The sequence below is a fragment of the Lentisalinibacter sediminis genome (assembly GCF_040706615.1).
Lineage (GTDB): Bacteria > Pseudomonadota > Gammaproteobacteria > Steroidobacterales > Woeseiaceae > Lentisalinibacter > Lentisalinibacter sediminis.
In genome coordinates this window covers 110,008-129,721 of record NZ_JAPDRF010000006.1, presented here as the reverse complement: position 1 = coordinate 129,721, position 19,714 = coordinate 110,008, and the positions used below count along the sequence as shown (strand labels likewise).

The window sequence follows — 19,714 nt, the reverse complement described above, 5'->3', positions numbered from 1 at the left end:
ATGAATCGGGGCTAAAGCCCCTCCTACTGTCACCCTGTAGGAGCGCCTTCAGGCGCGACAGCGCGATCGGGCCTGAAGGCCCTCCTGCGTGCGGATCATGAGCCTTCGTCGAGTTCGGCGAGTTGCTCCCGCAGCCGGTTGGCCAGTTTCTCGTCGCCGAGCTCATCGGCCAGCTCGGCGTAGTCCTGCAGCAGCGGTTCGAAGGTGTAGAGGTAGCTGCCGTCGCGGCGCGCCTGGTCGAGACCCTTTTCGAACCACGCGCGCGCCTGCTCGTGGTCGCCCCGCTCGCGGTAGAGGCGTCCGAGTTCCCGGTATGCGTACACCACCTGCTGGTGGTCCGGCGGCAGGCCGGTCTCGGCCAGCGCCAGCGCCTCGCCGAACCGCTGGACGGCCTCGTCGTAGCGTTTCTGCGCCAGCCGGATGGAGCCGATCGCGTTCAGGGTGAACACCTTGTAGGGATGGTCGGCCTTCAGCCCGGCCTCGTAGATGGACAGCGCCTGCCGGTACTCCTCCACGGCCGCCTCGTACTCGCCCCGCTTGCGCCACAGGAAACTGCCGAGATAGTGATGGTTGAGGCCCACGCGGGCGTCGTCCGGACCGAGTGCCCTGCGCTGCACTGCCAGGGCAGCACGAATCTCCGCCTCGGCCTCGTCGTCCCTGTCGAGGAGGCCCAGCACGTTCGAGCGGGCGAGGCGGGCAGCCGCGTAATCCTCGTGCTCGGACCCCAACGTCCGCTTCATGAGCATGACGGCGCGGTCGAGATGCGCAAGCGCCGCCTCTGCATTGCCGAGACGCGACTCGTAGTTGCCCATCGACAGGTACAGCGCGGCCCGGGAGTAGTCGGCGGACCCGCCGATCTGCGCGTAGCGGGCCTCCGCCCGCTGCAGATACTCCAGAGCCTCGGCGTAGCGGGACTTGCCGGCGAGGACGGTGCCGATATTCACCAGGGCGGCAACCGACGTGCGCGCGGAGACGTCGCGGCCGGTCTCGACCATGGCCAGCACCTCCCGGAGCAGCGCTTCCGCGCGGTCGTATTCGCCCAGCTCTCGCAGCAGCCTCCCGTAGCGGTTGAGCGTGGAGGAGAGCGCGCCGTCGTCGGCGTCCGCATCGGCGCGGAGGGCCGCCAGCGCCTCCTCGAACAGCGCGGCGGCCTCCTCGCGTTGTCCGGCCTGGGCAAGGCTTTGGGCGAGCGCGGCCTTCGCGCGCGCGGCCTCCGCCGGGCGCTCGGCATAGACCTCGTCATAGATGGTCACCGCCGCGCGGCCGAGGGCGATCGCCGTCTCGTGATCCCCCATCGAATGGTAGGCCTCCCCGAGCACGCCGAGCAGGCGGCCGCGCACACGGGGCGCCTCAGCGAGTTCCTCGTCGATGCGCCGCCGGCCCTCCTCGAGCAGCGAGCGCGGCGAGATCTCCCCGGGATTCGTCATCTTCGGGTTGGCTGCGTTGAACAGCGTGACGACGAAGTCCGTCGCCTGGTTGGCCACGCGCGCCTCGGTGCGGGCGCGGTCGCGCTCTGCGGCGAGCTGCCAGGTGTAGTAGCCGACGAGGCCGGCGATGACGAGCACTACCCCGGCGGCCGCGGCCATGCCTGCCGCGTTGCGGCGCAGGAACTTGGCCAGCCGATAACCCGCGGTATCCGCGCGGGCGCTCACCGGTCGGCTCGTCAGGTAAGCCCGGACGTCGGCCATGAGCGCGCTCACCGACTCGTAGCGCCGGTCCGGCTCCTTGCGCAGCGCCATCATGACGATGTTGTCGAGGTCGCCCGCGAGTTCCCTGCGCAGCCGGCCGACGGTCGTGCCGCGGGCGCGCCCGACGTCGGCGGCGTCCTCCGTCTCCCCATGCGCGGCCGGCTGCGCCGCGGTCACCCGGCTGCTCGGTTTCGCCGGCTCCTGCTCGCAGATGGCGCGCTCGAGCTCGGCGGCCGTCGACCGCTCCAGCGGATACGGGAAGTGACCGCTCAGGAGCTGGTACAGCAGGATGCCCAGGGAGTAGATGTCTGTGGCGGTTGTGACGGTCTCGCCGCGCACCTGCTCCGGGCTGGCGTGGCCGGGCGTCATGATCCGCGCCGCATCCTGCGTGACCGCGATCGTGTGCTGCAGCCCGCCGGCCTGGAGCAGCTTCGCGATGCCGAAGTCGAGCAGGTACGGCGTGCCGCGCTCGTCCACCAGGATGTTTGACGGCTTGATGTCGCGATGGATGATCAGCCGGCGGTGCGCATGCTGCACCGCGCGGCAGCACTCGAGGAACAGCGCGAGACGCGCCTCGATGCCGAGAGCGTGCCGGTCGCAGTAGTCGGTGATCGGCAGGCCTTCGACGTATTCCATGGCGAGCCACGGCCGCCCGTCTTCCGTCTCGCCGCCGTCGAGCAGGCGCGCGATGTTCGGGTGATCGAGGTCCGCCAGCAGCTGGCGCTCGGTGCGGAAGCGGCTGACGAGGGAAGCATCGCCGCCGGCGCGCAGGATCTTCAGCGCCACCTGCTTGCGGTACTGGTCGTCGGCACGCTCGGCCAGCCAGACGGTGCCCATGCCGCCCTCGCCGATGCGCCGGACCAGCCGGTAGGGGCCGAGCCTGCGCATGCCGTCGGCGGCGGTGACATCGCCGGCAGCATCCGCCACTATGTCGCGGAGTCCGGCGTCGGTTTCGCTGCCCGCGCGGACGAGCTCGAGGAGTTCCGCAAGCAGCGCCTCGTCTCCGCCGCAGCGCTCCTGCAGGAAGGCCTCCCGCGCGTCCGGTGGGCGCATCATCGCCTCGGCGAAGATGGCCTTCAGCGTGCTCCAGTGCTGGTCGCCCCCGCTCGCCATGCCCGTACTGTACCGTCGTGCTGCATCCCCCGATAATAGACTAGTCATAGACCAGTAATAGACCAGTCATAGACCAGGGCTTCCAAGGGGCCACAAGGGCCAAGCGATGAGCGACACAGGGCGCATCACCCGACTGATCCACGCCTGGCGCGAAGGCGACGCCGGCGCGCTGGACGAGCTCGCACCCTACGTCTACGACGAACTCAGGCGCCTGGCCGGCCAGCAGATGCGCGCCGAATCCGGGCCCCACACCCTGCAGGCCACCGCCCTGGTGAACGAGGCCTTCCTCCGTCTCGCCGACATCGAACTCGACTACCAGGACCGGAGCCACTTCTTCGCCATGGCGGCGCGCACCATGCGCCGCATCCTCGTGGACCATGCGCGCCGCAAAGCCAGCGCCAAAAGGGGCGGCGGTGCCCGGGACGTCACCCTGGACGAGGCCGCCGTGGCCGCGGAGCAGCCGCTCGCGGCCATCCTGGACCTCGATGAGGCCCTGGCCGAACTCGCGGACAAGGATGCCGACCTGGTCACCGCCGTGGAGCTCGTCTTCTTCGGCGGCCTCACCTACGAGGAGGCGGCCGCCGCCCGCGGTGTGTCGCGCGCCAAGCTGGCCCAGGATCTCACCCTCGCCAAGGCCTGGCTGCACGTCCGTCTGAACGATCCGGATCGGTAACGGGAGCGCCGCCGGCAGTCGTCCGCGGACCCGCTCGCCGACGACTCGCAGACCATTCGCAGGCTATTGGTAGACGATTCCCCCGCTTTCTGCGCCTTCATGGACAAGGGCAGAAGAAAACCGGGGAAGCGACATGAAATCCAGCGCCACTACGAATCGTGCACCGGGGCATCGCCTCGGCTCGGCCCACCTGCTGGCGAGCGCGCTGCTGACGGTCATGGCCATGCAGTCGGCCGGCGGCGCGGTGCTCGTGCGCACGCCCGACGACAACGGGGCGCTCGATGCGGCGCTCGGCTCACTGGGCGGCGCGCACGTGGCAAGCGTGCCGGCGGGGCTGGCGCCGCCGCCCTTCGACCAGATCGCGGAGGTGGTCGGCTACGGCACGGACATCGGCATGAAATTCCTGCCCCCGTCGTTGCGCCTGCCCGCGGACCTGGAGCTCACGCCGAACGCACCGGCCAGCGGTTCCGAGTTCGCCAACGAATGCGTCTACCGGTTCAAGATGCCGCTGGAGGGGGAAGCGAACGACGACGGCATCGAGGAGAGCTACGCCAGCACCTACTTCATCCCCTACAACCCGCTGGATGACGTCTGGGCCGATCTGGGTGCACCGTCCGTGTTCCACCCGTCGGGCGACATCACCGTCTCGGTCAGTAACGAGCATCTCGCCGGCGGCGTCATCTACCCGGAATTCCCGGAGGGCCTGCACCGTCTCAGCTGGCAGGCCGACATGTACATGAACCCGGTCCTCGACATCGCCCTGCCGAGCGTGCTCATCCCCATCTCCTCCTACGCGGAGAGCCGCGTGGCCAAGACGGCGATGGCGAAACTGGCGCTGAAGAAGGGCGCGGCGAAATTCACCGGCCGGGTCGTCACGACGCTCTACGAGCTCGCCATCGACGCCGGACTGGCCGCCGCCGACGAGGACATCAGCGCCACCGCCTGGAACGAGCGCATCTCCGAGATCACGGCGCTCAATCGCGGCACCCAGTGGCTGAAGGTGTGGGACACGCACCTGCCGTATCTGCGCGACACCGGAACCGGCAGCGCGCCCATCGAGGAGCAGCTCGTCGAACTCGAGGCCACGGATTTCGGCGGCGTGCGTTTCGGCCGTGTGCGCGAGAAACTGCAGGAGCGATTCGAACCGGTGGACGACTGCGGCAAGGCGTTCTTCACGGAGACCGACGAGAGCGATGCGCGACTGCTGCCGATCGACCAGGAGAGTATCGTGACCTGGGAGAGCCGGGAGCGCGTCGGCGGCCCGTACCAGACCGCCGAGCATTCCCTGGCCGCCAATCAGCGTTGGCTCGGCAACGGCGACAACGTGGTGACCACGCTCACCCAGCGCATCCGCGTGGTGGACACCCAGGCGCCGATTCTGGTGCCGCCGCCGGGTTTCGCGCGCTATTCCGAGACCGATATCGACCTGACGGCCGAGCCCTTTCCCCTCGGCCGGCCCCGGGTGGTCGACCTGGCGGATCCCGCGCCCGTGACGGAGAACGATGCGGGTGAGCGCCTGGCGGCACCCACGGAAGACGAGGGCGGCCGCCGCTATATCGTGCAATGGTGGGCCACCGACGCCTCCGGCAACCGGACGGAGCCGGGCCCCGACGACCCGGATCGCTACACCCAGGTGGTGACGCTGAAATGGCCGGGCAGCAACACGCCGCCCGAGGCGAAGTCGGCGAGCGCTTCCACCATCACCTCCCAGGCCGTGGAGATACTGCTGCAGGGCGAGGACACCGACCTGATCGACGGCCGCGTCGACCCGCTGGACTTCCGCATCGCGAGCCTGCCGGAGAGCGGCTATTTCGAGGCGCCGCTGTATCCCTACTTCATCGAGGACTTCCGCATCACGCCGGTCGGCGAGCGCCGCGAAGGTGACGAGATCACACGGGTCAGCCCGCTGGGCGATCTGGCCCAGGGCTTCGTCGATACGCTCGCCGGCGAGCGTGGCACCTATCTGAATCAGAACGTCTGCCTGGCCGGGCCCGGCACGCCCGGCGCCGACGACCTCGGCAACGTGATCCCGGTGGATTTCGTCTACCAGCCGAGCCACGTGTACGTGAGTGACGACAACGTCTACTACATTCGCGACAAGTTCTTCGTCTGCGGCGAGACACCGATCAACCACCTGGACGTCCCCGGCGAGCTGCCGGCCATCCCGCGCATATCCGTCTGGGACGAGAACGGAAACTTCCTGGCAATGCGCGCGCTGTATCCCACCGCCGACCCGGCCTACGACGACACGGGCCTGGGTTCGAACGAGTGGCCCCGGGACGAGTTCACCGTCGACCACAACGGCCGCTTCTGGATCATCTTCGAGGACATCGTCACGACCTTCGGCCAGGGCCTGAACTTCCGGAGCCTCGACGCCGATCTCGGCGACCTACGTGCCCACGGCCGCTCCTCCTACAGCGAGACGGACGTCATCTACGGCCGGGAGGTGAAAGGCGTCGTCGGCGAGTCCGGCTGGGATCTCCTGTACGAGCTGCACTTCAACGGCGTGCACCTGCGCCCCTCCACGGACGACCCCGATCTCTCGGCCGAGGAGCAGAAGATCGGCATCCTCGACGTCTCCGGCATCGCGACGCTGGAGGAAGACCCGGACCCGCCCGTCGATCTCACGATCCCGATCATCGGCGGTCTGGACCTGACCGAGACCTCGCTGCGCGGCACCGACATCGCCGTCGACAGCGAGGGCTATGTCTATGTGCTGGAGCCGCGCAAGAACCGCATCCACAAGTGGGCGCCGACCATCCGCGATGCCCTCGGCGAGTGGCAGCTCGGCGAGTATGTCGGCTGGATGGGGAGCTGTGCCGCCAACAAGGCGGACCCGGACACCGGCGTGCCCTACAACGGCTGTGACGAGGCAAGCGGCACCAGCCGGGGGTATGCGTGCACGGACGACACCTGCATTCAGGATCTGGATGCGGACGGCAACTGGGCCACGGCCGGTGAGGGCCCGGGGCAGTTCGACGGGCCGCGCGACATCAAGCTCGACCCGAACGACCGGCTCTACGTGGCCGATACCCTGAACTTCCGCGTGCAGCGTTTCGGGCCGGACGGGAGCTTCGCCGGCGAGGCCGAGTCCACCGGCACCGGCGTCAACCAGGGCGACGAACCCGGCTTCATCCTCGGCAATATGGGGCAGCCGAAGCGCCTCTCGGTCAACTCCACCTCGTTCTTCGTGATCGAACCGGACAGCGAGTACGGCGACGACTTCGTCCACGTGTTCAAGACGCTGCCGTTCTACGATGTGACCGATGCCAGCGCGAAGGTGAAATACGTCTCCCGTTTCGACTTCTACAACGACGTCGATCGCTTTACCTACGTCGTCGACGACGGCATCGACGAGAGCGCGCCTGCCCAAGTGACTGTCACCGTCGACCGGGCCTTCCGGCCGCCGGAGCGCCTGCGCTCCCGCTGCTACGCCGATGAGACGCTGGCGGAGCCGGTCCGTTGCGAGCTCGACGAGGACGGCACGATCTTCGTCCGCCTGAGCTCCTACGACCCCGACGGCTTCGTGAGCACCGGCGGTCTGGATACCCACACCTTCAGCGTGCAGACCGCACCGGCCAGCGGGACGCTGACCGAGATCGCCTCCCAGGACAACTCCGTGGTATTGCGCTACACACCGGACCCCGACTACAGCGGCGACGACGGATTCACCTGGAACGTGAGCGACGGCGTGGCGAGCGCCGCCACGGACGCCGAGGTGCGGCTGCAGATCCGGCCGGTGCCGGATCCGGTGGAAATCGACCTGCCCGACGACCTGAAGGCGGCGCGCGGATTCCGCCGCACCGTCACGGCGGACTATTCCGATCCGGACGAGGATCCGGACGAGCAACAGGAGATTCTCTCCATCGAATGGGGCGACGGCACGAGTGCCACCGGCCCCGACTGGGCGAACTCCGGCCGCCGCGATCTGAACGACCGGGAGATCGACCCGCACCTGCCCGCCGCGCCGGGCATCGGCTATCTGATCGCCGGCCATACCTGGGAGAGCGTCGGGCCGAAGACACTCAGCGTCACGATGTTCAACGACCCGGATCTCGGCCTCGACAACACCGTCGCCACCACCACCGTCGAGGTCATCGACGCCACCGTCGTGACGGCGGAACTCGGCGCACCGGTCGACGCGGTGGATCCGGAGATCCCCTTCCCACTGCCGATCACGGTGACCAACCTGCGCCCCGACGGCTGGGAGGGGCTGGTCGCGGGCAACGTGCGAGTCTCCCTCGGCATCCCGGACGGCCTCGACATCGTCTCCGTCGACCCGCGCTGCGCCGAGGGCGAACGGCTCGAGTGCGAGCTCGGTGATCTCGCCCGGGGCGAGGCCACGCGCATCGAGCTCGTGGGGTACGTCGGCCTCGAGGCCGCCCGCGAGGAGCAGTCCTACGCCATCGAGGTCGAGATCTTCGACGACGGGCCGAAGATCCGCGACGAGAACGTGGCGGTCCTGGCCGTCTCGGTGGCCGACGCCGACGACGACGGCGTCATCGACGTGGACGACGCCTTCCCCGACGACCCCGACTACGCCGACGACCGGGACGGCGACGGCCTGCCCGACGAGTGGGAGGCGGACTACGGCTACGACCCGGATACGGCGGACGATGCCGCGGCCGACGAGGACGGCGACGGCATGACGCTCGCAGAGGAATACCGCGCCCGCGGCTTCCCGAAACTGGCCGAGCGCCCGGCCGCCGAGGCCGGCGCGCGGCTGACCGCGCCCGAGACCGGCGCCGACGACCGCTTCGGCCAGGCGCTCGCCGGCGGCGACTTCAACGGCGACGGCTACGCCGACGTCCTGATCGGCGCGCTGAGATACGACGGTGCCGGCGCCGCGTTCATCGCCTGGGGCTCGCAGAATGGCGTCACATCCGGTCTCACCGAACTCCCAGCCGGGGCAGGCGATACCGCCTACGGCCGCGCCGTCGCCGCCGGCGACTGGAACGACAGCGGCTACCCGGACGTGGCCATCGCCAGCGAGAACGCCATAGACATCCGCTACAACAACGGCGAGATCTACGAGACGCCGGACCTGCGTCTCACAGGCCTCGAGACCGGCGCCGATCTGGGCACGTTCCTCGCCAGCGGCGACCTGGACGGCGACGGCGTCGATGACCTGGTGGCGCTGACCAACGTCGCCGGCGAGCGCGCCCGGGTGTACGTCTACCGTTCGACCACCGGCGGTCCGGACGGCGCGCCGCTGGTCCACGCGCTGGACGTTCTCTCGGCCTCCGCCGTCGCGGTGGCCGACATCGACGGCGACGACCTCGCCGATCTGCTCGTCGGCGGCGGCGAGAAGGTCACGGGCTATCTCGGCGCGGACAACGACTGGGCGGCGCCGGCGCTCGTGCCCGCGGCGTCCTTCGAGCTGCAGGCCCTGGAGTCCGCCAGCCGCTTCGGCTTCAGCATTGCCAGCGGCGCGGATATCGGCGGCGACGGCATCGACGACCTGGTGGTCGGCGCCTACGGCGGCCGCGGCCGCATCCACATCTACGATAGCACCACGCAGTACTGGGTGGCCGACGTCGACGAGATCGTCAGCACCACAGCGCCGGTGCAGACCATCGCCGGCCGTGACGACGGCAGCGGCGCCGGCGACACCCACGGCGACCAGTTCGGCGTGCGGGTGGCCATGGGCCATCTCGACCGGGACGGCTACGCCGACGTCGTGGTCGGTGCCAACCGGGGCGGGCTCGCCGATGCCGGCTACGTCCAGGTCTACCGCGGCGGGCCGGGCGGCCTCACCGCCGACCCGGAGACCGGCGAGGGCGACATCGACTACGACATGCTCGGCTACTACGTCGCCATCCCCGGCGACGTGGACGGCGACGGCGTCGACGACATCGCCGGCGGCGCCCCGGACATCGCCACCGCCCAGAGCCCGAACCCCGACGGCGGCTATGTGCGCATCTACCGCCATGCCTTCACGGCCGTCGACCCGGGCGACGACCCGGACGGCGACGGCGTCGCCACCGGCGCGGACAACTGCCCGGATACGGCCAACACCGACCAGGCCGACCTCGACGGCGACGGCGTCGGCGACGCCTGCGACGACGACATCGACGGCGACGGCACCAGCAACGACTTCGACAACTGCCCGCGCACGGCGGCCGACGACCAGTCGGACCTGGACGGCGACGGTATCGGCGACGCCTGTGACGACGACATCGACGGCGACGGCGTGGCCAACGCCGACGACGCGTTCCCCGAGGACGAGCGCTACAGCGCCGACACCGACGGCGACGGCATGCCGGATGCCTGGGAGGCGGACAACGGCCTGAACCCGGAGGTTCCCACGGACGCCGACACCGACGCCGACGGCGACGGCCGCAGCAACGCGGACGAGTTCCGGGCCGGCGGCGACCCCGCTGCCGACGACGTGCCGCCCGAGCTCACGGCCCCCGCCGACATCGTCGTGGACGCCATCGGCCCGCACACGCCGGTGGAGCTCGGCGGGGCGACCGCGAGCGATGCCCGCGACGGTGCACTCACGGCCACGCCGGACCGGCAGGGACCGTTCCCGCCGGGCCGCCACGTCGTGACCTGGCGGGTGACGGATGCGGCCGGCAACGAGGCCGCGGACACCCAGCAGGTGGATGTGCTGCCGCTGGTGAACTTCGCCACCCGCACGCTCGCGATGGGCGAGGGCACGGAGCGCGTTCTCACCGTGAGGCTGAACGGCCCGGCGCCGGAGTACCCGGTGGTCGTTCCCTACACCGTCGACGGCACGGCCACCCAGGGCGAGGACTACGAGTTCGACAGCGGCGAGTCCGAGATCCGGTTCGAGGGCGGCGGTCTGGCCGGCGATCAGACGCAGACCATCATTGCCCTGCGGACCTTCACTGACGGTCTCCCCGAGCCGGACGAGACGATCGTCATCCGCCTCGGCGACCCTGGCGACTCTGGCAACGCGGTCCTCGGCGCCGGCGACGAGGCCGTCGTCACCATCTCGGAAGCCAACCTGGCGCCCACCCCGAGCATCGACATCGTGCAGGCCGGCGAGCAGCGCACGACCGTGGTCGCCGACGGCGGTACGGTGCGGGTCAGCGTGGAGGGCGGCGACCCGAACGACGACGCGGTCGGCTATGACTGGAGCGCCAGCGACGGCGCGCTGGTGCCGTCCGAGGGTTTCGACGAGTGGACCTTCACCTTCGACCCGGCCGGCGTGGCCGCGGGCACCTACCGCGTCGTCGTGACTGCCACCGACGACGGCCTGCCGGCCCGCTCCGCCACCGTGCACCGCTACCTGCGGGTGGTGCCCGCCGCACCGGCCCTGGCTGCAGACGGAGACCGGGACGGCGACGGCGTCGCCGACGCCGCCGAGGGCATCGCCGACCGCAACCGCAACGGCGTGCCCGCCTGGCTGGACCCGAGCGAGGACTGGCATCACCTGCTGGCCGAGACCGGCGCCCCGGCGATCCTGCAGGCGGAGGAAGGCAACGTCCTCTCCCTCGGCCGCACGGCGCTCGCAAGCGGCGACGACGCCCGGGTGACCATGACCGACATCCGCAACCACGGCAGCGACGGCGGGCCGGCCTCGAACGTGGACGACGAGCGCTATCACTATCCGCTCGGCATCCACGACTTCGAGGTGCGCAGCGCCTTTGGGCCCGCCGACACCGCAAGGGTGGTGATCCTCCTGCCCGAGCCGGTGCCTGCCGGTGCCGTCTGGCGCAAGTACGTGGCCAACCTCGGCTGGCAGGACTTCGTGGAAGACGCACGTAACGCACTGGCCTCCGCCGCCGGCGAGCCGGGCATCTGCCCCGAACCGGGCAGCGCGCGCTACACGCCCGGGCTCACCCAGGGCCACCACTGCGCGCAGCTCACGCTGGAGGACGGCGGCCCCAACGACGCCGACGGCGAGCGCAACGGCACCATTGTCGATCCGGGCGGCATTGCCATTCAGACCACGGGTCCCTCGGTGGATGCCGCCGGACTCGCCGTCGCCGACCGGGAGGTGGACGCCGGCGCCGCCGATGTGCCGCTGCTCCGCTTCGAGCTCGCGAGCGCGACGGCCGACGTGGTGCTGAGGCGCCTGACGCTCCGCGCCTCCGGCTCCGGCGACGACGCCGCCGACGTGCAGCGGGTCAGCCTGTGGCTGGACGCGGACGGCGACGGCGCGGTCGACGCCGGCGACACCCGGCTCGGCTCCGGTACCTACTCGGCGGACGACGGCACCCTGAACCTGCAGCTCGGCTCGCCCTTCGAGCTGCCACAGGGCACCACCCGCTTCCTGATCAGCTACGACTTCTGAAGGTGGCCGACATGATCACGATCCACAGCACGAAGCGCCCCGCACTCGCCGCCGCCGTCGCCCTGTTGCTCACCGCCTGCGGTGGCGGAGGAGGAGGCGGCGGCGACAACGGCGGCACCAACCCCCCACCACCGCCGCCACCCCCGCCCCCGGCATCCGTCACCTTCACGGCAGACCTCACCGCCCTGGAGCTGGAGGACACCGCCACGGGCCAGCCGGTGGACGCTGCCGGCATGCCGGTCCGGGGCGCCACTGTCACGCGGAACTGAAGGGTAGGAGGGCCTTCAGGCCCGATTGTTTACGGGATCGGGGATAAATCCCCTCCTACCAGGCCCTCCTACGCCTCCAGCCGCGAGGCCTTGCCCAGATAGGTCCGGAGAAATGCCGAGCCGCTGTCGAGGAAGCGTATCGGGCTCATGCCGACGAAGCGCTGGAAGTCGCGGATGAAATGCGCCTGGTCGTAGTAGCCATGGTCCAGCGCCAGTGCGCGGATGTGTTCGTAGTCACCGGCGAGCAGCGCGCCGAACACTTCGTTCACCTGCACGATCTTGGCGTAGTGCTTGGGTGAGACGCCCACCGCGCGCACGAAGCGGCGGTGCAGCTGGCGGCTGGTCAGACCGACCTCGTCGGCGAGCTCTCCCACGCTCACCACGCCGCGCCGGGAGGCGATCAACCGGACAGCCGCATCCACCCGCGGCGTCTCCCTCGCGTCTCCGGCGAGCCTCCGCAGCAAGTCCTCGATGACGGCGATGCGCTCCGGCAGCGGTGCACCGTCGTCCAGCCGCGCGTCCAGCCAGGCCGCGTGCTGCGGAAAGTGCTCCGAGAGGTCGTGGATGCGGTCGGTGTAAGTACTCGCGTCCCGGCCGAACAGCCGGTAGAAACCGGTGGGCGTGAGCTCCGTGCCGATCAGCTCGAAGCGTCCGTCGCTCACCAGCAGCGGCTGCTCGCGGCGCAGCTGACCGCCGATGAAAAGCCGCGGCCGCCCTTCGTAGGTCCGGTCGCTGAACCGGACCGCCAGCGGCGAGCCGGGCACATAGCTCAGGAATATGCCCCCGGTCGGCGGGATGCGCAGGCTGGCCGGCCGTCTGTCGCGGCCCGTCCCGTGCATGTGCCGATGGACGAAGGGGGCGAGGTCCTCGGCGCAGGGCAGGGTGGATACCTCCGGCGCGCGGTCGTCTGTGGTTCCTTCCATGCGCTGTTGCCTGTCCCGGGTTCCGACCGGCCAGACCTAAGCACTTCCGTCCGGTCGGTTCAAGCGGTGGTGGCGGGATATTATTCGTTCTGCCCGGCCGGGGATGTCCGATTTTTCCAAGCCTTGCCCCTCGCGAACGCCTAGATTGCAGAGCGATCCAGGGAAGGTGGAGGCGCAGGGAAGCGCTCTCCGGCGCCCATGACAGGCCTTGATGCTTGGAGGATAAGATGAACAACATGAACCCAATTCTGCTGATGGCCTCGCTGTGGGTGCTGGCCGCCCCGGCCTCCGCTGCCGCGGACATTGAAGTGATTGGCCTGGAGATCATCCGCGCCAGCCCCGACGGGTTTCAGCCGGACGTCACCCTGGTGCAGTTCCAGATCGCCATCCCGGATGAACGCATCCTCGGCCTGTCGGAGGACTCCGCCATCGAGTCCTGGAACGACGACAAGGGCAAGAATCTGCTGCAGGAGGCGGAGCCGCCGCCCGACGACATGGGCATGGGACAGGTCGTCAGCCGTGTGATCGGCAACATCCGTCACGACCGTGTGTCCGTGAACCGGGAAGGCGACGCAATTCTGATTACCGCGGTCACGGCGGCACGACCGTCGAAGGGTGCCGGCGCCCTGTCTCTCGACGGCAACCTCATCCTGCAGGTCGCCGGCGACGGCGAGCAGACCGTGACACTGGAGAATGTGTCGCTGGAGGGGGATGGCTTCGGTCGCATCCGATTCGATGTGGATGGCGAGCAGCTCAGCTGCAGTCTCGATTCGGCCAGCGGCACGCCGCAGCAGAAGGTGAGCCGCTTCTATTGCTACGGCGACGGGCTGAGGCCGCTGCGCCTCGTGGCACGGGGATCGGAGGGCGTAGACATCCCGGCTGGCAACGCGCGTCCCAACCTCATCGTCGTCGGACCGATCGATGACGTGACCATCGACGTGGTGCTGCCCGCGGCGGAGGATCTGGAGGTGCCGCTGGATCTGGACGTGGGGCTCGGTCTCGGGGGATAGGCGGGCGGCCTCGTCCGGAGGCCGAATGTAGATTCATCAAGCAGTTATGCAGGCCGCTGTCGTGCCTGCAGGCTGCCAGGTTTGTCCTGGCTGCGGTCTGCCCGTCAGACCATCGGCTGCTGATATACTTTATTTGATAATACGGAATTATCTATGGCCAGGACCATCACCCTGAAAGCCGACGAGGACTTCGACGAATTGCTTTCCCGGCTCGCGGAGCGCCTCGGTACGACCCGGAGCGCGGTCATCCGCGAGGCCGTCCGTGAGTACCAGAAAACGCTGGACCGCGAGGCGCTTCGCCGCCGGATCCGGGAGGCCTCGCTGAAGACGCGCCGCCAGGCGGTCGGAATCGCCGGGGAACTCGAGGCCGCCGACGCCGACGCGCTCTAGCCGATGCGGCTGCGGCGGGGCGGGATTTACCTCGCCAACTCCAATCCCTCGAAAGGCAGCGAGCCGGGCAAGATCCGCCCGTGTCTCGTCATGCAGAGTGATCTGTTGAATGAAGCCGATCACCCGAGCACCATCGTACTGCCCCTGACCACCCGCCTGATCGATGATGCCGCCCCGCTCCGGTTCCGCATTGCGCGTCGTGACAGACTGCGGGAAGACTCCGACGTCATGGTCGACCAGGTGCGCACCCTCGACAACCGGCGCTTCCAGGGCGAGAGGCTCGCCGAACTCAGTGGTGCCGAGCTGGCGCAGCTGGAGATCTATTGGTCGATCGTCCTCGGCCTGGACGTGTAGGAGGGGCTTTAGCCCCGACTTTAGCCCCCGGCCCATTTCCCGATCGGGCCTGAAGGCCCTCCTACCTTCCTACCCTGCTAGGCTCGGGGAACGATGAGAGATTCGCCCTCCGGCCCGCCGTCACCCGGCGCCCTGACCACGGTCGCGCTGACCGCCGTGGCGATGATCGCCTTCGCGGCCAACTCCATCCTGTGCCGCATGGCGCTGGGACAGGGGCTGATCGATGCTGCCAGCTTCGCGTCCGTCCGGGTCGCATCGGGGGCGGTGATGCTCGCGCTCATCGTCGCGCCGCGGTGGCGGAGGCAGGGGCGGGCGCCGGGCAGCTGGCGGGCCGCCGTGATGCTGTTCGGCTACATGGTGTGCTTCTCGTTCGCGTACGTGACGCTGGGTGCGGCCACCGGTGCGCTTATTCTGTTCGGCGCCGTGCAGGTGACCATGTTCGCCGCGGCGCTGCGCGCTGGGGAGTATTTCCCGCCGGTCTCCTGGGCAGGACTCGCGCTCGCGATCGGCGGTCTCGTCTGGCTGGTTTCGCCCGGCGTGACCGCGCCGGCGGCTGATGGCGCGGTGCTGATGACCATCGCCGGCATCGCCTGGGGCATGTACTCGCTGCTCGGCCGCGGCAGCGGCGACCCGCTGTCGGCCACCGCCAACAACTTCCTCTACTGCCTGCCGCTGGTACTGCTCGTGAGTCTCGCGTTCGTCGGCCGCTGGCACGGCACGGCGGCTGGCTTCCTGCTGGCCGTCGCCTCCGGCGCGGTCGCGTCGGGTCTCGGCTACGTGATCTGGTACGCGGCGCTCAAGGGGCTGACCGGCACCCAGGCGGCGACGGTGCAGCTGTCGGTGCCTGTGATCGCCGCCATCGGCGGTGTGATGCTGCTCGCGGAGGCCGTCACGCCTCGGCTCGTGATTGCGTCGGCGGCGACTCTGGGCGGGGTCGCCATCGTGCTTCTGCAGCGCTCGAAGGTCCGCTGATCAACGAGAATCGGCGATTGCCCGATCAGTCGTTCTTTCGTGGGATGCTGCAACAGAGACTCCGATCAGCGGTAGCCGGCCGTCAGTCATAAAGAGCGATGACAATAGGCACACATTGTATTAGTATCCGTCAGTGAAACGGTTCGACTGGAATCCCGAGAAGAACCTGCAACTACAGCTGGTTCGGGGGGTGTCGTTCGAGGCAGCCCTGTTCCATATTGCGAACGGTGACGTCCTCGATGTCCTCGAACATCCGAATCAGGACCGATACGCAGGGCAGCGGGTGTTCGTGATTGCGATCGACGATTACGCGTATCTGGTGCCCTTCGTCGAGGATGACGACGAGGTGTTCCTGAAGACGATAATCCCGAGCCGCAAGGCAACCAGAAAGTACTTGGACGATTAGATGTCACGACTGACGAAAGAAGAGAAGGAAATCCTCGACGCATACGAATCCGGCGAGCTTCTGCCTGTGCGCGGCGGCCGGAAGGCGGCTGCACGGTATCGGGAGTACGCGCAGGAGACGTTGCGGAAGGACCGCCGGGTCAACATCCGTCTGAGCAGTCGCGACGTGGAGGCGATCCAGAAACGCGCGATAGAGGAGGGGATTCCCTACCAGACCCTCATGGCCAGCATCCTGCACAAGTATGCGGAGGGACGACTGGTCGAAAGGGAGAATTGAAGCGACCGACGTTTCAGCGGAAACGTCAGTATGGCCCCATCTGCTCCATGCGACAGCGGATTGCCTCGACCGGATCCGGCGCTTCGATCGCAAAGTGCCGGTCCTCCCACGCCCCGGCCGGCCGTATCCGCTGCCATTGGCAAGGTATGGAGGCCGCCGCCTGGCCGGCGGCACACGCTACGCTGGTCCTGTCCGGCTGACGCCGTCTGTGTACAGTAATGTGTAGAGGTATACACAAATGGCTACGAATCTTGCTATCGACCCGGACCTGATCGAGCGCGCGCTGGAGCTCAGCGGCGAGCGCACCAAGAAGGCTGCGGTTACGAAAGCACTGGAGGAATTCATTGCCCGCCGCGAACAGAAGGAAGTTGCCGGGCTGTTCGGGTCGCTGGAGTGGGATGAAGACTACGACTACAAGGCGGAGCGCTCGCGGCATGGACCTTCTGGGTCGATCAGGCCGGAACCATCGATGCGCTGCTGGCGCAACTGTGCATCCGGCACAAACTGACGATGCCGACTACGGATCGCGATTTCGCATCCATCGCAGCCGTCATGCCCCTGACGGTCTGGCAACCGACGTAGGAGCGCCTTCAGGCGCGACTCCCGGTCCGCCTTCAGGCGCGATATCGAGTCGGGGATAAATCCCCTCCTACCCGGCAGTTGCTAAACTCCCTCCTCATGTCCCCGCATGCCGCCCGTCCCTGATGCGCCTCCTCCGCCTCGCCCTCGAGAACTGGCGCGGCATCGAGTCCTGCGACGTGCGCTTCGCCGACGGCGTAACCATCGTCGAAGGCCCCAACGAGGCCGGCAAGTCCACGCTGGTGGAGGCGCTGCTCACGCTCGTCCGGGAACTCGACTCCTCGAAGAAGCAGGCCATCAGGGCGGTGATGCCGGTGGGCCGGGACGTCGGCAGTACGGTGACCGCCGAGATCGAGACCGGCGACTATCGCTTCGTCTACTCGAAGACCTACAACAAGTCCCCCCAGACCACGCTGGACGTCACGGCGCCCCGCCGCGAACAGCTCACCGGCCGCGAGGCCCACGAGCGGGCCGAGGCCATCCTGAACGAGACCGTGGACCTCGCCCTGTGGCAGGCGCTGCTCACGAAGCAGGGCGCGAGCCTGGCGCCGGCTGACCTGAAAGACTCCGAGGGTCTCTCCAATGCCCTGGATGAGGCGGCCGGCCACGCCACCACCGGCGTGGAGGACATGGACCTGTACGACGCCGCCCGGGCGGAGTACGAGCGTTACTACACCCCCAGGACCGGCAAACCGCGTTTCCAGCAGCTGGAGCAGGACTTTGATGCCGCCGTCGCCGCCCGCGACGCCGCCGCCGCCGCACTCGCGGAGGTGGAACGAGACACCGAGGCCCACGAGCGCCTGCAGGCCGACGTCCGTCGCCGCCGCGAGGCCATCCCCGCCCTCGAGGCCAAACTTCGCAAGCACGAAGCGTCCTGGCAGAGCGTGACGAAACTCCGGCAGGAGCTCGAGCTGGCCGAAGCCCGCCTGGCTAACGCCACCGACCAGCAGGTCGCCGTTACCCGCGCGCTCGAAGAGCGTAAGGCACTCGCCGACACCATAGCGACCGACGAAAAGGCCCTGGCGGCGGAGAAAGAGAAGCAGCAACCGCTGGCCGAACGTGCTACGGAGCTGGCGAACAAGGTCGACTCCGCGCGCCTGGTGGCCGAGGACAAACGCAAACGCCGCAATGCCGCCCGCGTACAGGTCGAGGCTGCCCGCCGGGACCTCGGCTACCTGGAAGACCGCGACCGCCTCGCGAAGAACGAGCAGCGCCTGAAAGACCACCGTGCCGTCGCCGAACAACTGAAACAGACCTCGAAGACCCTGAACGACATCGCCATCGACGACGCCGGCCTGGAGGCCATCCGCGCTGCCAGCCACGAGCTCGACAAGGCGAAGAGCAAGCGCGACCTCGCCGCCACCGCGGTCACGGTCACGGCAGAGGAGTCGCTGGACTTCACCATCGAGGACGAAGACCTCTCCCTGGTGAAGGGCGAGGCCGAGAAGCGCTACGTCGCTTCCGGCCTGGAGATCCGCTTCCCCGGTCTCGCCTCCGTGCGCATCGCGCCGCCGCGTACCGCCGCCGAGCTGGAGAGCGATCTCAGCGAAGCCGGGACGGCGCTCGCGAGTGTCCTCGAGCGTTACCGGGTGAAGGACCTCGCCGAGGCCATCGAGCAGAACGAGACCCGCCGCAGCGCAGAGGCGGAGCGCCAGCGCCTGCGTTCCCGGGCCGCCGAGATCCTGTCCTTCGGCGGGGCCGGGGAGAAGAGCGAGGAGACCGCCGAGGAGATTACGGAGTCCGTTCGCTCACTCCGCGAACGCTGCGAGGCCTTCCTGGAACAGAGGGACGGGCATGTCGACCTCCCGCCAGATGCCGCCGCAGCCCGCGAAGCCCTTGCCGCCGCCGAACACGCGCTGACGGACGCCGAGTCGGAATACGAGGCCGCCCAGCAACGGGAAGCGGAGCTGCGCGCCGAACACGCCGAGGCCGATGCCGCCCTGCGCGAGGCGAAGGAGTCCCTCATCGGGCGCGAGGCCACGCTGAGAGACAGGCAGCAACGACTGCAGGCTGCCAGTGCCGAGACGCCGGACGACACCCTCGAAGAAAAAGTCCGCGAAGCCGCCGCCGCCGCCGAGCAACTCGAAGCCGACACCGCCGGCATCCGCCGTCGCCTCGACCAGCTCGACCCCAACTCCGTCGAGACCCTCTACACCAACGCCAGAGACGCCCTCACCCGGGCCGAGCGCGACCTCACCCAGACCGAGCAGCAACTCGCCGTCCTTCACGACCGCCTCGAACGCGCCCAGGCCGACGGCCGCTACGACGCACTGGAGACCGCCGACCGCCGGGTGACGGACACCGCCGACGAACTGGCAACCACCCGCCGTCGCGCGGCCGCCGCCGAGCGCCTCTGGACCACGCTCAACCGGCACCGCGACGCCGCCCGTCAGGCGTATGTCCGGCCGCTGAAAGAGGCCATCGAAAAGCTCGGCCGCATCGTCTTCGGCCAGAGCTTCGAGGTGGCGGTCGGCGACGACTGGAAACTGGAGGCCGTCACCCGGGATGAGCAGACGCTGCCATTCGAAGCGCTGAGTGTCGGGGCGCAGGAGCAGCTCGGCATCCTCGCCCGCCTCGCCGCCGCCCGCATCGTCGCCGAGCAGGGCGGCGTGCCGCTGATCATCGACGATGCCCTCGGCTTCTCGGATCCGTCCCGCCTGGAGACCATGGGCGCCGCCATCGCTGCGGCCGGCAGGGACTGCCAGATCATCATCCTCACCTGCACGCCGGGGCGCTTCACCCACGTGGGCAGCGCGGAGGTCGTTCCCATGGCGGGAGGCGGTTGACTTGCCGAC

At 68.9% G+C, this 19,714-nt stretch carries 13 protein-coding genes; 11 read left to right on the top strand and 2 right to left on the bottom strand.

Annotated elements, in window-relative coordinates; all coding sequences use genetic code 11:
- Nucleotides 1-95: 95 nt before the first annotated feature.
- Nucleotides 96-2,801, bottom strand: coding sequence for a serine/threonine-protein kinase (locus ACJMKX_RS14560; RefSeq protein WP_405226946.1), 2,706 nt, complete (start codon nucleotides 2,799-2,801; stop codon nucleotides 96-98).
- Between the two features lie 106 nt (nucleotides 2,802-2,907).
- On the opposite strand from ACJMKX_RS14560, the gene ACJMKX_RS14555 reads away from it, so the two are divergent.
- From ACJMKX_RS14555 to ACJMKX_RS14545, 3 genes are all read left to right on the top strand, one after another.
- On the top strand, nucleotides 2,908-3,474 hold the full coding sequence (locus tag ACJMKX_RS14555) for an ECF-type sigma factor (RefSeq protein WP_405226943.1): 567 nt from the start codon (nucleotides 2,908-2,910) through the stop codon (nucleotides 3,472-3,474).
- Nucleotides 3,475-3,607: 133 nt separating this feature from the next.
- Complete coding sequence (locus ACJMKX_RS14550; protein WP_405226940.1) at nucleotides 3,608-11,740, top strand: choice-of-anchor U domain-containing protein; 8,133 nt, start codon at nucleotides 3,608-3,610, stop codon at nucleotides 11,738-11,740.
- A gap of 11 nt (nucleotides 11,741-11,751) precedes the next feature.
- Nucleotides 11,752-12,009 (top strand): hypothetical protein, encoded by a 258-nt coding sequence (locus ACJMKX_RS14545; protein WP_405226937.1) that lies wholly within the window; start codon nucleotides 11,752-11,754, stop codon nucleotides 12,007-12,009.
- 68 nt (nucleotides 12,010-12,077) lie between these two features.
- On the opposite strand, the gene ACJMKX_RS14540 is transcribed toward ACJMKX_RS14545, so the two are convergent.
- Nucleotides 12,078-12,932, bottom strand: a complete 855-nt coding sequence (locus ACJMKX_RS14540; RefSeq protein ID WP_405226934.1) for a helix-turn-helix domain-containing protein — start codon at nucleotides 12,930-12,932, stop codon at nucleotides 12,078-12,080.
- A gap of 236 nt (nucleotides 12,933-13,168) precedes the next feature.
- Here ACJMKX_RS14540 and ACJMKX_RS14535 point away from each other — a divergent pair, with 236 nt between their 5' ends.
- From ACJMKX_RS14535 to ACJMKX_RS14500, 8 genes are all read left to right on the top strand, one after another.
- Nucleotides 13,169-13,942, top strand: a complete 774-nt coding sequence (locus ACJMKX_RS14535) for a hypothetical protein (RefSeq protein WP_405226931.1) — start codon at nucleotides 13,169-13,171, stop codon at nucleotides 13,940-13,942.
- Between the two features lie 153 nt (nucleotides 13,943-14,095).
- Entirely contained in the window at nucleotides 14,096-14,332 is a 237-nt protein-coding gene (locus ACJMKX_RS14530) for a ribbon-helix-helix protein, CopG family (RefSeq protein ID WP_405226928.1), read from the top strand.
- Nucleotides 14,333-14,335: 3 nt separating this feature from the next.
- Entirely contained in the window at nucleotides 14,336-14,686 is a 351-nt protein-coding gene (locus ACJMKX_RS14525; protein WP_405226925.1) for a type II toxin-antitoxin system PemK/MazF family toxin, read from the top strand.
- Nucleotides 14,687-14,779: 93 nt separating this feature from the next.
- Entirely contained in the window at nucleotides 14,780-15,658 is an 879-nt protein-coding gene (locus ACJMKX_RS14520) for a DMT family transporter (RefSeq protein ID WP_405226923.1), read from the top strand.
- 133 nt (nucleotides 15,659-15,791) lie between these two features.
- Nucleotides 15,792-16,064 carry a BrnT family toxin gene (locus ACJMKX_RS14515; RefSeq protein WP_405226920.1) on the top strand — a complete coding sequence of 91 codons (273 nt, stop codon included), beginning with the start codon at nucleotides 15,792-15,794 and terminating at the stop codon, nucleotides 16,062-16,064.
- Nucleotides 16,065-16,340, top strand: a complete 276-nt coding sequence (locus ACJMKX_RS14510) for an antitoxin (RefSeq protein ID WP_405226918.1) — start codon at nucleotides 16,065-16,067, stop codon at nucleotides 16,338-16,340.
- 238 nt (nucleotides 16,341-16,578) lie between these two features.
- Nucleotides 16,579-16,848 (top strand): type II toxin-antitoxin system VapB family antitoxin, encoded by a 270-nt coding sequence (locus ACJMKX_RS14505; RefSeq protein WP_405226915.1) that lies wholly within the window; start codon nucleotides 16,579-16,581, stop codon nucleotides 16,846-16,848.
- A 196-nt stretch (nucleotides 16,849-17,044) separates the two neighbouring features.
- Nucleotides 17,045-19,705, top strand: a complete 2,661-nt coding sequence (locus ACJMKX_RS14500; RefSeq protein WP_405226912.1) for an AAA family ATPase — start codon at nucleotides 17,045-17,047, stop codon at nucleotides 19,703-19,705.
- Nucleotides 19,706-19,714: the final 9 nt, after the last annotated feature.

Excerpts from the sequence above, each read along its gene's own strand:
- ACJMKX_RS14540 (WP_405226934.1), bottom strand. The coding sequence starts at position 12,932 with ATGGAAGGAACCACAGACGACCGCGCGCCGGAGGTATCCACCCTGCCC.
- ACJMKX_RS14545 (WP_405226937.1), top strand. The coding sequence starts at position 11,752 with ATGATCACGATCCACAGCACGAAGCGCCCCGCACTCGCCGCCGCCGTC.
- ACJMKX_RS14500 (WP_405226912.1), top strand. The coding sequence starts at position 17,045 with ATGCGCCTCCTCCGCCTCGCCCTCGAGAACTGGCGCGGCATCGAGTCC.
- ACJMKX_RS14520 (WP_405226923.1), top strand. The coding sequence starts at position 14,780 with ATGAGAGATTCGCCCTCCGGCCCGCCGTCACCCGGCGCCCTGACCACG.
- ACJMKX_RS14550 (WP_405226940.1), top strand. The coding sequence starts at position 3,608 with ATGAAATCCAGCGCCACTACGAATCGTGCACCGGGGCATCGCCTCGGC.
- ACJMKX_RS14535 (WP_405226931.1), top strand. The coding sequence starts at position 13,169 with ATGAACCCAATTCTGCTGATGGCCTCGCTGTGGGTGCTGGCCGCCCCG.
- ACJMKX_RS14530 (WP_405226928.1), top strand. The coding sequence starts at position 14,096 with ATGGCCAGGACCATCACCCTGAAAGCCGACGAGGACTTCGACGAATTG.
- ACJMKX_RS14560 (WP_405226946.1), bottom strand. The coding sequence starts at position 2,801 with ATGGCGAGCGGGGGCGACCAGCACTGGAGCACGCTGAAGGCCATCTTC.
- ACJMKX_RS14510 (WP_405226918.1), top strand. The coding sequence starts at position 16,065 with ATGTCACGACTGACGAAAGAAGAGAAGGAAATCCTCGACGCATACGAA.
- ACJMKX_RS14505 (WP_405226915.1), top strand. The coding sequence starts at position 16,579 with ATGGCTACGAATCTTGCTATCGACCCGGACCTGATCGAGCGCGCGCTG.
- ACJMKX_RS14525 (WP_405226925.1), top strand. The coding sequence starts at position 14,336 with ATGCGGCTGCGGCGGGGCGGGATTTACCTCGCCAACTCCAATCCCTCG.
- ACJMKX_RS14555 (WP_405226943.1), top strand. The coding sequence starts at position 2,908 with ATGAGCGACACAGGGCGCATCACCCGACTGATCCACGCCTGGCGCGAA.